General features: G+C 57.6%; 8 protein-coding genes. 4 read left to right on the top strand and 4 right to left on the bottom strand.

Features of this window, described 5'->3' with window-relative positions; genetic code table 11:
- Positions 1–25 precede the first annotated feature (25 nt).
- Positions 26–3,355 carry a DEAD/DEAH box helicase gene (locus tag BN2664_RS06865; protein ID WP_007000931.1) on the top strand — a complete coding sequence of 1,110 codons (3,330 nt, stop codon included), beginning with the start codon at positions 26–28 and terminating at the stop codon, positions 3,353–3,355.
- 201 nt (positions 3,356–3,556) lie between these two features.
- Here BN2664_RS06865 and nrdE read toward each other — a convergent pair whose 3' ends face one another.
- The 3 genes from nrdE to nrdH are packed head-to-tail and all read right to left on the bottom strand — an operon-like array spanning position 3,557 to position 6,364.
- Entirely contained in the window at positions 3,557–5,710 is a 2,154-nt protein-coding gene (nrdE, locus tag BN2664_RS06860; RefSeq protein ID WP_007000932.1) for a class 1b ribonucleoside-diphosphate reductase subunit alpha, read from the bottom strand.
- Positions 5,692–6,099, bottom strand: a complete 408-nt coding sequence (gene nrdI, locus BN2664_RS06855; protein WP_007000933.1) for a class Ib ribonucleoside-diphosphate reductase assembly flavoprotein NrdI — start codon at positions 6,097–6,099, stop codon at positions 5,692–5,694. The genes nrdE and nrdI overlap by 19 nt, the downstream gene beginning before the upstream one ends.
- A gap of 7 nt (positions 6,100–6,106) precedes the next feature.
- Complete coding sequence (nrdH, locus tag BN2664_RS06850; RefSeq protein WP_007000934.1) at positions 6,107–6,364, bottom strand: glutaredoxin-like protein NrdH; 258 nt, start codon at positions 6,362–6,364, stop codon at positions 6,107–6,109.
- An 872-nt stretch (positions 6,365–7,236) separates the two neighbouring features.
- On the opposite strand from nrdH, the gene BN2664_RS06845 reads away from it, so the two are divergent.
- The 3 genes from BN2664_RS06845 (at position 7,237) to mtnN (ending at position 10,608) form a co-directional block, all read left to right on the top strand.
- Positions 7,237–7,674 (top strand): Fur family transcriptional regulator, encoded by a 438-nt coding sequence (locus tag BN2664_RS06845; protein ID WP_007000935.1) that lies wholly within the window; start codon positions 7,237–7,239, stop codon positions 7,672–7,674.
- 794 nt (positions 7,675–8,468) lie between these two features.
- The gene (locus tag BN2664_RS06835; protein WP_007000936.1) at positions 8,469–8,945 is read left to right on the top strand and encodes an S-ribosylhomocysteine lyase; all 477 of its coding nucleotides are present in this window, start codon (positions 8,469–8,471) and stop codon (positions 8,943–8,945) included.
- A gap of 64 nt (positions 8,946–9,009) precedes the next feature.
- Entirely contained in the window at positions 9,010–10,608 is a 1,599-nt protein-coding gene (gene mtnN, locus BN2664_RS06830; RefSeq protein ID WP_007000937.1) for a 5'-methylthioadenosine/S-adenosylhomocysteine nucleosidase, read from the top strand.
- A 114-nt stretch (positions 10,609–10,722) separates the two neighbouring features.
- On the opposite strand, the gene BN2664_RS06825 is transcribed toward mtnN, so the two are convergent.
- The gene (locus BN2664_RS06825; RefSeq protein WP_007000938.1) at positions 10,723–13,149 is read right to left on the bottom strand and encodes a S9 family peptidase; all 2,427 of its coding nucleotides are present in this window, start codon (positions 13,147–13,149) and stop codon (positions 10,723–10,725) included.
- Positions 13,150–13,203: the final 54 nt, after the last annotated feature.

Genomic DNA, 13,203 nt, shown 5'->3' with positions numbered 1-13,203 from the left:
TCCACCCGGCTCGTAGAATAGAAGGATGTCAGAGAAGCTTCGCCGGCAAATTCGTTCCCTCACGGATACCGATCTGACCTATCTGGTGGGGAGCGTTATGCTCGAGCGCGGACGGAATTATCTTCGCGAAGATCGCGTCACCCGCATCCTGGACCATCCCGACAAAATCGTTTCCACCGTCAAGGGGAACGGCCGCTCTTATATGGCGATCATCCGCTCGATCCACCCTTTCGACGCGATTTGCACCTGCCCCGTCGGCACCGCATGCAAGCACATCGCCGCGATTCTTCTTGCCATCGGCGCAGGTAGCGGGGAGGAAAACTCCTGGCATTCGATCCTCGATGCACTACACAAATCGAGGCAAACCGCGAGCCGCCAACCTTACAACCCGCAAGACCTCGCCATTGTGCTGGTGCGGGGGCAGAAAGGGATCGCCTTAAAGCTTTTCCGGAGATTGGCCAGCTCGGACGCCAATTCAACCCCCGGGGAGACGCCCACAACCGCCTTCCACACCGCTTCATCCGGCTCGAGGCCGAACAGCGCCCCGGCAGCGCAGTGGACCCAGCAGAGAGTCGCCTGGAACGACTTTTCCGAGACGCGCTCAAGCTCGGTGGCAAAACAATTCTCGCCGCATCAGCTCGCCGCGATGCGCGATATCGTCAGCGCCGCCCGCCGTAGCAATCCGTTCTCTACCGATATCACCCTCGAGGCGCTCGGCTCCTCTGCACTGGCCGTGCTACGGGATGCCGCTATCAGGGGGATTTACCTCTTTTGGGAAGATTCCGACTTTCCGCTCACAGTCTCGGATCAGACCTGGTCGATTGCGGCAGACATTAGCCATTCGCGCGAAAACTCCGACCTCAACGTCAGGTTCATCGCTGCCGCTCCAGGGGGCGAGCGCGCTGAGATCCTTTCCGATACTGTGCCGCCCCTCGGAGTCGCGCGCATCGACGGTCAGTTTGTGCTCGCTGCCGTGGCCGACGACGTTGCCCGGCCTCTCGCTCACCTGGCCAAAGAAGGGCGCCAAATCGAGATTCCGGCCGATGAGCGCGCCGAATTTGAAGCAACCTTCCTCCCGGCCCTCGAAGGCGTGGAGGTGATTTCGCGCGATAAGTCCTATGAACCTCTTGAGCTGTCCAAACCGCGCCTGCACATCGACGTCGACCGAAGCGATGATTCCGAGTTTTTTACGGTCACCGCGCGTCAAGAAGTACACGTCGCGGGAGACTCTCCCGACCCTGGCGATAATTCCGTCATTTCTGAGATCGCCGACTATTCCGCGCTTTCAACGGATATCGATACCTACCTGCGGCTGTGGGCAGAGGAGGGCGTCCCCGGCTATCCCACTTCATTAGACAGTGCCCGCCTCCTGGTCGAACGCCACCACTCCGCTGCCGACTTGGCGCAGTGGGGTATGAATTCCACTCAGCTGGATATGAGCGGATACGTCGCATTTCGCGAGCGCCTCGCTCCGCGGCTACAAAAAAGCGGAATCATCGTTTCGTTCGCGACGCGCGCTGACTTCGATGTTCTCACCGAAGCGCCCTCCATTGAAACTCGTGCCACCGAAAAGAACGACTGGCTGGATCTCGAGGTCGTTGTGCGGGTTCGTGGTCACGAGGTCCCCCTCCCGATTCTCTATGAAGCCCTCGCGCGCGGGGTGGATTTTATAACCTTCGGTGAGGTCGCCATCCCGCTTGGCCACCAATTTGACGCCTTGCGTCAGCTTCTCGACGACGCCGCCGCGCTCGGCCAGGTCACGCCTAAGTCAGTTCGAGTTCCAACCATTCGAGCTCACGCACTTGAGATCGAGTCCGTACGTGCCTCGCAGGAGTTGCAGAAAAAGCTAAGAGAGCTCGAGCATCTCGGGGATCCCGAGCCCCTGCCGAAAAATCTGCACGCGAGCATGCGCGAGTACCAGAAAGCGGGTTACGCCTGGTTGACCCATTTGGCCCGGGCGAAATTTGGCGGAGTTCTCGCTGACGATATGGGTCTGGGTAAAACTTTGCAGGTTCTCGCTGTTGTGCAGCGAGGGATAGAGACCGGCGCGATAACGCATCCGGTGTTGATTGTGGCTCCCACCTCGGTTGTTTCAAACTGGCGGGATGAAGCGCAGAAGTTTACGCCAAACCTGCGCGTGACCATTGTGCAGGAATCTTCCAAACGGCGTGAGCTTACAATCGCAAGAATCGCGGAATCATCGAATGTGGTGGTGACGTCTTATACCCTGGCCCGATTGGACTCGAAAGAGTATCGGAATGTTCGCTGGAGCGGCGTCGTCGTCGACGAAGCGCAGGCGATTAAGAACCCCGCCACAGCTTCTTACAAGGCGATTGCCGCGCTTGAACGCGAGTGGACCTTCGCCGTAACAGGCACTCCGGTCGAAAATTCTCTCGGCGATCTGGCCGCGTTGCTTTATCTGACGGCCCCGGGACTGCTCCCCAATCGCGCAGCCTTTGCGGAGAAATTCCGCAAGCCGATCGAAAAGCGGGGAGATTCGGAAGCAGCGGCGCGTCTGCAACGGCTGGTTCACCCGTTCCTTATGCGGCGGCGGAAGGACGACGTCGCAACTGATCTGCCAGAGAAGAACGAAACCGTCCTTTCTGTTGAGCTGGACGTCGAACATTCGCGCCGGTATCGAAAGCAATTGGAGCGCGAGCGCCAAGAGGTGCTGGGTTTGTTGACGAACGTCGACCAGAACCGAATCTCGATTCTCGCTTCGCTAACTCGCCTGCGGCGCCTCGCAATTGATCCTGCACTCGTAACGGCCGATAATTCCGCGGATTCTTCGTCGAAGCCTCAACACCGTAAGCCCGGCAAAAACAAGATCGAAGATTCCGCGGATTCTGCGAAAACTGAGCTCCTCATTGAGCATCTGCAGCAACTTCTACCCGAGGGTCACCAGGTCCTCGTCTTTTCCCAGTTCACGACTTATTTGGAGCGAATTGCGAAGCGTCTCAAGCGCGAAAACATTGCCTATTCATATTTGGACGGCGGGACGCGCGACCGTGAAGGAGCGATCGAAAAGTTCCGCTCTGGCGTAAAGCCCGTGTTCCTTATTTCGCTAAAAGCGGGTGGTACCGGCCTCAACCTCGTGGAAGCCGACTACGTCTACATTATGGATCCGTGGTGGAATCCCGCTGCCGAGGAGCAGGCAATTGACCGCACGCATCGAATCGGCCAGGACAAGCGCGTGATGGTTTACCGCCTCGTTTCCCGCGGAACTATCGAAGAGAAGGTAGTTGACCTGCAGGAAAAGAAGCGCAACTTGGCCGGAATTATCGATGCCGGGGCCGGTGCGCCTATCACGGCGGAAGATATGCGCGCCCTCCTCACCGATAAACCCGCCCGATAGAAACTTCCCGCCGTTACCTACCGGGGGCCCGAATCGCCTCGCGCTCTCTCGAGGAAACCGCGGGAGCAACGCACAAAAACGGGGTGGGAGCGACTCACAGTCACCCCCACCCCGCAACTTTCGCGGAATTATCGCCACGCCGCGGAAGGGCGGCTCGCGCGAGCGCGCGAATCCGGAGCTAGCCAGCCCCACGTCCCTCGGTTAGAGCATGCAGGAAACACAGCCCTCAACTTCGGTTCCCGCCAGCGCCGCCTGTCGAATGCGCATGTAGTAGAGCGTCTTGATGCCCTTGCGCCAGGCGTAGATGTAATTGCGGTTCACATCGCGCGTAGTGACCGTGTCCGGATAGAACAGAGTGAGCGAAAGCCCCTGATCAACGTGCTGGGTGGCCACCGCATAGGTGTCGATAATTTTCTCCGGGCCAATCTCGTATGCATCCTGGAAGTACTCGAGATTGTCGTTGGTCATGTAGGGCGCCGGATAGTAGACGCGCCCGATCTTCCCTTCCTTGCGGATCTCGATCTTCGAAACGATTGGGTGGATCGATGACGTCGAGTGGTTGATGTAAGAAATCGAACCGGTCGGCGGAACTGCCTGCAGGTTCTGGTTGTAGATTCCGTACTTTGCCACGTCCGCGGCCAGCTGCCTCCAATTATCCTGAGTGGGGATGTGCTGGTTCGCAAAAAGCTCGCGCGTGCGATCGAACTTCGGTTCCCAGGTCTGGTTGATGTACTTCTCGAAATACTCACCCGTCGCATACGCGGAATCTTCGAAGCCCTCGAAACGTTCCCCGCGCTCCTTAGCGATTTCCATGGAGGCACGAATCGCGTGATAGGCGACCGTGTAGAAGTAGATGTTCGTAAAGTCCAGCGCTTCTTCCGAACCGTAGAAAATCCGCTCACGGCCCAGGTAGCCGTGCAGATTCATCTGCCCCAGTCCGATCGCGTGCGACATATCGTTGCCGCGCTTGACCGACGGCACGGAGTCAATAGCCGTCTGGTTAGACACCGCCGTCAGCGCGCGCACCGCGGTTTCCACCGTCTTCCCGATCGACGGCGAATCCATGGTCTTCGCGATATTCAGCGAACCGAGGTTGCAAGAAATGTCCTTGCCCACGTGCGAGTACGAGAGGTCCGCATTGAAGGTCGAGGCTTCCGAAACCTGCAGAATCTCCGAGCAGAGGTTGGACATCGTGATCTTGCCCTTGATCGGATTCGCGCGATTCGCGGTGTCCTCGAAAAGAATGTAGGGATAGCCAGATTCGAACTGAATCTCCGCCAGCGTCTGGAAGAACTGGCGCGCATTGAGCGGGTACTTATGAATCCGCTCGTCCGCGACCATTTCGTCATATTTCTCGGTGACGTTTATGTCGCTAAACGGCACTCCGTACACGCGTTCGACGTCGTACGGGGAGAACAGCCACATGGTTTCCTTGCGCTTGGCCAGCTCAAAGGTAATATCCGGGATCACCACGCCGAGCGAAAGCGTCTTAATGCGGATCTTCTCATCGGCGTTTTCGCGCTTGGTATCCAAGAAACGCATAATGTCCGGGTGATGCGCGTGCAAATAAACCGCGCCCGCGCCCTGGCGTGCGCCGAGCTGATTGGCATAAGAGAAGGAATCTTCGAGGAGCTTCATCACCGGGTTGACGCCAGATGACTGGTTCTCGATCTTCTTAATCGGCGCGCCCTGCTCACGCAGATTGGTCAGGTTCAGCGCGACGCCGCCGCCGCGCTTGGAAAGTTGCAGAGAAGAGTTGATCGCCCGAGCGATCGACTCCATATTGTCCTCAACCCGTAGCAGGAAGCAGGAAACCAGCTCGCCGCGCGCCTTTTTGCCCGCATTGAGGAAGGTCGGGGTCGCGGGCTGGAAACGCCCGGTGATGATTTCTTCCATCAGGTCCATGGCAAGCTCTTCGTCGCCGGCGCCGAGCGCCAGGGCCACCATGCACACACGATCCTCGAAGCGCTCCAGGTACTTCTTGCCATCCCAGGTCTTCAGCGTGTACGAGCGCGTGTACTTGTAGGCGCCCATAAACGTCGAAAAACGGAAGTTATGCGCGTAAGCCGCCTGGTAGAGGCGCTTAATGAAATCGCGCGAGTACTGCTCGAGCACCTCTTCCTCGTAGTAGCCCTCGCGCACGAGGTAGTCGAGTTTTTCCTCCAGAGTGTCAAAGTGGACCGTATTCGGATTTACGTGCTGGATAAAGTACTGCCGAGCCGCTTCGACGTCGGCGTCGAACTGGATCTGCCCGTTGGCGTCGTAGAGGTTGAGCTCCGCGTTCAGCGACCGATAGTCGGTCTCCGGGTTGGGCGCGCGGCGCGGACTTTCCTGGTTCAGTGTTGCGTCTGCCAAAACTCTTCTAAGCCTTTCTTCACCACGTCAACGTCCGTGGGCGTTCCAAGAAGTTCAAACTTGTACATGAAGGGAACCTTGCATTTCGCGGAGATAATGTCCCCCGCCCAGCAGTAATACTTCCCGAAATTGGTGTTCCCGCCCGCGATAACTCCGCGAATGAACGAGCGATTTTTTTCGTCGTTGAGGAACTTGATGACCGGCCGCGGCACGGCGCCGTGCTGGTTTCCACCGCCGTAGGTCGGCGTGATGAGCACATACGGCTCGTCGACGTGAAGAAAACCCTCTTCGCGCGTGTGGATCGGAATCCTCACCGCGCGCATTCCCAGTTTTTGAACGAACCTATGTGTGTTGTTCGTCGATGACGAAAAGTAGACGATGAGTCCCATGACGTCGCTATGCCGTCACCTTCACGCGCGCGTCCGCGGCGTTCCTCACCAGCGCCTTGATTTCGTCGGGGCGGTACCCGGACCAGTGGTGTCCATTCGCGACGACGACGGGCGCCTGCATATAACCAAGGGCCTTAACTGACTCTAGCGCCTCGGGATCCTGCGTCAGATCGACGAGCTCGTACTCAAGCCCCGCCTTATCGAGGGCCCGCTTGGTGGCATTGCACTGCACGCATGCTGGCTTCGTGAAAACCGTGATACTCATGAGTCCTCCGTTTGCTTCTTTCTTCGTGGGTGCGTTTGCCTCGACGACGTGGGCGCCTCCACCCCTCGCATCCGAGCCCGATTTTCAGGATCCGGGCGCCGGGTTCATAACGTTTAAATTCTCCGGCATCTCTAGGTAATGCCGCACAAGCCTAAACACTACACCTTGTGTTTGAAAATGGAAGCAACCACAAGCGGTTGTGTTGAGGGCATGAATCACATCGAGGTAATTACACTGTGGAAAATCGCGATAAATCCGTGGAAAACCGGGTGGATTGTGCCCAAAGCGGACGCGCGTTTGTCCACAGCTTTTCCAGACCCCATCCCCAGTTGTTCCTGCCGGGTGGACCCGCCGCGTCGACCGCGCCGTCACCCACGCCGATAACGCATGCCGGCCGCCCACTTCCGATAATTCCGAGCTTTTATTCCCCGATAATTCCGCTTTTTTCACGGCCGATAAATCCGCGTTTTCCATGCCCGACAATTCCGCATCTTTTACGTCCTCGATTCTGCGCGCGAGCAGTGCACGCCCGGAGTTGCGATGCGAGTCCCGATCTCGAACCTGGATGCGGTTTTCTCGCCCGAGTTGCGAATTGAACCTCGCGCGAAAGTCACGTACCTTCGACGGAGACAGCGCCCCGGTTATCCACAGTTCCCGAACCTGTGGACACGGCTCATCCACTGCTGTGCGCGCAATCCTCAGGGTTATCCACAGGGTGTGAATCTCACGAGTTTAGCCCCTAACCTCGGGCTTTAGTGATGTTTTCCACGGGCTTACCGGGTAGAAATAACCCCATTTTCGTAAACACTTTGGCCTACCATCGGAAAAGGAAGTTTAATGGGTTTTAGCCACGAAAAGCGATGAGAGACAGTATGCCTACCGATTTTCCATCTTTGCTGAGGAGCGCGGGGCTTCGTGCGACGGAGCCTCGTATCGCGGTACTCCGGGAAATTGATAAAGGTGGCCATCTCTCCGCCGAGGAGCTCCGTTCGGGGGCGACGGCGCAGCTCGGATCCGTCTCGGTGCAAGCTATATACGACATCGTCCACGCGCTAACGCAGCGTGGAATTCTCCGAGAAATCCAACCAGCCGGGCATGTGGCCCGATATGAGCTGAACCGAGCCGATAATCATCACCACCTCATTTGTCGCGCATGCGGACGTATCGAGGATGTCCCCTGCCCGCGCGCGGCAGCGCCCTGCATTATGCCGGCAGATTCCATGGGATTCCAGGTAAACGAAGCTGAAATCACGTTCTGGGGTATTTGCCCGGATTGTCAGGAAGACGATGATGAAGGTGCGAACCAGTAGCTCTTGCTAGCTACTGAGGCCAGCGTGACCAGCTGGATGGCGACCAACCGGACGATCTAAATTCCGGCTCCGTGTATGCGAAGGTTCCCCCCGCACCCCACCACAGAGCACTCGTTTTGCTAACACTTCGGATTAAATGAATAGTGGCCGAGGTCCACGCTCCTCGGCCACCCAATTGTCGCGCTAGAGCTAAATCGAACTAAATGGGCACTGTTCGAGCAAACCAACGCTCATCCTGGCTGCGACAACTGCTATTCAATTGAAAGAAGCCTTAGCTTCTTTGCCGCGGACCGGGTCCACGCTCCCGGTTCCTCCGCGTACACATATATATAACTAGATACCCCTGAGTTATCCATAAAATCCGCCTGGGATTATTCTGGGAATTTCTGTACGCCTCGCCCCTCTCCCTCCCAGCGATGATTCCGAGCTTTTGCGGCGATGATTCCGCCTCTTGTGCGTAAGCGTGATCCCTCCAGGCGCCTATCGATAGTTCCGCCCATCTTGTCTCAACGCTTCCATCTTTTTTCTATCGACGCTTCCGTGTTCTCCGTATCGATGGTTCCGCGCATTCGCTACCAAGAACTTCGACTGGTCGATGCCGCCGTAGCCATCGCAGCCGTCGGCGGGAGCGGGGGCGTCGTCGGAAACACAACACCAAAAGGCAAAGAAGCCGGCAACACCCCCCCCCACGACGATTCCGTGGATTTGACTAGGCGGCCAGCGCACGTCGGTTCCGACAAAAGGTACGATAGAGCCGTTTACTAGGGCGAGAATGCAGGTAATCGGAGGGCACAATGCCAAAGATGAACGTCGAATCTTTCAACCTGGATCATCGGACGGTGGAGGCGCCGTACGTGCGGGTAGCCGACACGAAAACGTTGCCGAAGGGCGACGTGCTAACGAAATATGATGTGCGTTTCTGCCAACCGAATCTCGAGCATTTGGAAATGCCGGCCGTTCACTCGATCGAGCATTCATTCGCGGAATACTCGCGAAACCATTCCGATAACGTAGTCGATTTTTCGCCCATGGGTTGCCAAACGGGCTTCTACCTCTTGCTTGTTGGGGAACCGGATGTGACCGCCACGTGCGAGCTGGTGGAGAGAACATTCCGCGATATTCTCGCGGCACAGGACGTACCGGCAGCCAATGAAACGCAGTGTGGTTGGGCGCAGAGCCACAGCTTGGAGGCCGCCCAGGCCGCGGTGCAGAAGATGCTTGAGAGCCGCAACTCGTGGGAGCAGGTAACGCGCGAGGAAAGCGAAAAATAGGTACACGAAAGACACGGGAATAACCGCGCGCAAATAACTCGGAATTATCGGCGAAGGAAAGACTGTGGCAGAACAAAACTCGGAATTATCGGCGGGCGATGGCGGAACGCTTGGTAACCCGCGCGTCTCTCTGATTGACCAGAAGAATCGCGTTGGCGTCATTATCGCGGCGCAGATCGAGGAAATTGCCCCCGTTATCCGGCAGTTCGGGAACGAGGCAGACGCCATTCCGCTAACCATGCCATTTGCCAAGGCATGGCTAGTTTCGGGCCCAAAAATTCGAGGCGAGAAGATTCCGCTTCTTTGCGCGCAGACCGGAATCGGGCTTATCGCCACCGCATCGTTCCTTGGATGGGTGACTCAGGAGTTGCACCCCCTGTTCGTGATTTCTGCTGGAAGCGCGGGCGGACTCGGGAAAGCGATTGAGGTAGGCGACGTCGTCGTCGGGACAAACTATTCTTACACGCGCGCCGATGCAACCGCTTTTGGATACGCCATCGGCCAGGTACCAGGCCAACCCGAAACATTCGAAGGTTCCGCGGAAATTATCGAAGCGGTGCCGTCACAGGTTAAAAAGGGTCAGATCCTTTCTTCGGATGCGTTTATCACCGCAAAGAATGTTGGCGAAACGCGCGAGCTATTCCCCCTCGCGCTTCTTACCGACATGGAGTCAGCCGCGGCCGCGCAAACCTGCGCTGCGGCCGGGATTCCGTTCGCTTCCGTGCGGTGCGCTTCTGACCTTGCCGGGCCTGCGGCCGAACAGCTTTATCACATCGAGCTCGACCGCGCAGCCGACCTTTCCGCCAATGCGGTGCGGGTAACCGTCGAGAATTTTCTGGAGCGTTTAGCCGCATCGGGCCAGCTCGTAGCGAGTAGGAAATGGGAGGCGGCTCCAACAACAAATAACCCCGGGTTCGCGCCTTCCAGCCCGGAGGGTGCCTCTACCGCTCCAGACTCTGGGAAACGGGAGCGGGGCACTGAGAACCAGGAGAATGAACACCATGGAAATCAGCGCCAAAAAACGCGGAACCACACCCCGCGTTTTAGCAGTGAGTCCCTGCAGGCCGGCCTGCTCTACGTTTTCGGCATGCTAAATGACGTGCCTGCGACTCCGCAGGCAGCGACGGCCGAAGATGAAGCCGCACTGGCCGAGGAATTTGGCGTTGGCGACGGTAGCGCCAGCGGCGATAATTCCTCCAAACTTGCGGAAGCTCTGGGAATTGTTGGCGGAGTGCGAGCCGCTCTCAACGCGGACTCATCGCTGACGATGACGGCGAAGCAATACGATGAAGCGCGCGCAAAAATCGTCGATAATCCGAGCGCAAAATCCGGCGAGAACACGCCGGCTTTCGCTTGGCCACCTACCTCTCAAACCGTGACGAAACGATTTGGCGGTTACTGGAACGATGCGCTCTCCGCAGCGGGCTTCGCCGTTCGCCGCGGTCGGAAACGAGGCTCTCTGAAGTTCACCGATCAGGATTATCAAACTGCGATGCGTGAGTACGTCTTGTGGTCACGCGGAGCCGGGAAGAAACCGCACTTTGGCGGATACTCGGAATGGTTAGAGGACACGGGGAACCAAGGCCTTTTCCCCTCGGGCGCCGCAATTAGGCAACATTACGGGTCGTGGTCGCAAGCCCTCGCTGGCGCTAACGTCGGTTAACGACGGCGTCGTCGGTACGATTATCGGATCGCGACGGCGTCAGCGTCGGTGCGGACGTCAACCCACGACGGCGTCACCACCGGCGAAAGGTCGGCAACGGTACTAAGCCGCCATTCAGCCGCGATCCTGCAATGGCTGCGTCGCGCCGATTTGGTCGAGAATCCACGCCTGGTCGAAGGCCCGTTGCTTCCAGGACCCATAGCGTCCCGACTTTCCCGAGTGTCCTGCCACCATTTCAGTTTTGAGCAAAATGGGGCGCGCGGCGTCGTTCGTCGTCGTCTCACGAAGCACCTGAACCCATTTCACCGGCTCAACGTAAAGAACGCGAATATCGTTGAGCGACGTCGTTGCCAGCACGGATGGATACAACTCGGGGCGAACATTCTCAACCGGCGAGTACTCCTTCATATACTCGTAAACATCTTTGCTGGCGATAGGGTTGCCCCATTCCTCCCACTCGCCGGCGGTCAAGGGCAACTCCGGCTTCAACATCGTAGTCAGCGCGTCAACGAAAGGAACGCCCGCGAGCACGGTCCTAAAAAGCTCCGGAGCTTCGTTGATTGCAGCCCCCACGAGCAATCCGCCCGCCGATGCGCCCTCAGCTGCGAGCCGGCCCGGCTCCACCCAACCACTTTCCTGAAGCCAACGCGCGCAATCGACGAAATCATGGAAGGTGTTCTTCTTGTTATCGAGCTTGCCGCCTTCGTACCATGCCCGGCCGAGCTCGCCGCCACCGCGCACATGCGTCCACGCAATCACGACGCCGCGGTCAAGGTAGGAAGCCCATCCCGCCCAGAAATACGGATCGAGCGAGACTTCGTAGGCTCCGTAGCCGTAGATAAACCCAGGATTTGAGCCATCTGGACGCACGGACTTGTGGCGAGTAATCGTCATAGGAATCTCAACGCCGTCTCGGGCGGTCACCCACACATTCTCGAAAACATAGGCGCTTGGGTCGTAACTCGGGACCTCGCGCTGTTTGAGCACGCGTTGCCGACCAGTCAACGGCTCAAAAGCGTGCCATGTTGGGGGTAGCAAAAGCGACTGCTCGCGGTAGACAAATTCGGTTGCGTCCCAAGAATCGTCCTCTTCGAGCATGAGGGTGCTCCCCGCGGAATGCGGAATTGTCACCACGCCATGCCACTCATAAGCAGGGCGTTGCTGAGCGGCGCCCTTACCTTTCGATAATTCCGCTTCTTTTTCCAGCGGGGCACTTTCGGGGACCTCGGAGCTATCGGAAAGCGGCTGGGCCGTTGCGGACGGATCCGTTACTTGCGCGGAATCATCGCCGGCCGGGAGGGACGTGGCTGAGGCATCGGCACTTTCTGCCCGCGGGAACCGCTGGAGAACTCGCAAAATGGCTTCTCCACCCGATCGCATCGAAACCACCGCGAAGTCCCGATAAGCATCCACTCCATCAATATGCTCACCGGCTGCCGGCGTGAAAATTGTTTGCCATTCTTCCGGCCGGGAAGCACGCATCGGAGCGCTAGCGATGTCAAAATCGGGGTTATCGAGATTATGGACAATTAGAAGCTGGTTGCCGGCAGGCGCCACGCGGTACTCGAGATCTGGCTGGCGCGGAAAAACAACGTAATTATCGGAAGGATTGGCCGTCGAAAACAGCCGCACTTCCGTATTGGTACGCGACTCCGAGGTAACGATCACCCATTTACCGTTTCGCGAGGCCTCAAGGTAAATCTCGAACTGATTGTCATCTTCCTGGTAGAGGAGGATATCGTTCTGCGCTCCGAGCGGATGCAACCATATCTGCCACGTCCTCCAGGACTCGTTGACGCGGGAGTAAATAATTCCGGCGGAATCTTCGGTCCAGGCCAGGCCATAGCCCATCCCGGTGACGGAATCGTCGACGACGAAGCCCGTCTCTATATCGAAGACGCGCAAAGTGAAGGTTTCGCCGCCGCGGAAATCGATTCCCATCGCCCCCAGTTTTCCGTTTGGCGAAGGAGTGAAACTAGTGGTTTGGAAGAAATCTTCTCCCGCCGCGAGGGTATTGCCATCCCATACCAGCTGCTCGAACTCGCCACCTACTACCGGAATCTGAGAACTACGAGCGGGAGTCCGCAAGACCGCCGGGTATTCGCGCCCTTCCCAGGTTCGCTCGTAATACCACCAGTCCCCGCTTCGTACGGGCACGGACGTATCGGCTTCGACGGTCCGGGCCTTGTACTCCCCGTAGAGTTGCTCCCTCAGGGGTTGCAAATGCGCCAAAGTCGCATCGGTGAATGAGTTTTCCGCATTGAGAAGATTCAGCACATCTCGATCTTTTTTATCGCGGAGCCACTCGTAGTTTTCGACGTAAACATCGTCATGGAAGATCCGCTTGGTCGGAATCTTCTTCGCGCGGGGTGGCTCACTCAGGTCAGAATCCTCAGGATTCTGCCAGAGAGTTGCCTGGATTTCATGCGAAGATTCCGCATCATCGACGTCCTCGAGCGCCGCTCCCTCTGTTCTTTCATTAAAGAGGAGCCTCTCCTCACCACTTGCCCCGCCGTCGAAGATTCCGCGAAAGTTTTCCATAGTTGTTACCCTAACGTTTCATTCAGAAGTGCCAACAAGAATGGCAGAACACTC

It is taken from the genome of Actinobaculum massiliense, from assembly GCF_001457435.1.
Classification (GTDB): Bacteria; Actinomycetota; Actinomycetes; order Actinomycetales; family Actinomycetaceae; genus Actinobaculum; species Actinobaculum massiliense.
Note: the sequence above shows the minus strand (reverse complement) of the source record. Positions and strands in the feature narration are given on the sequence as shown.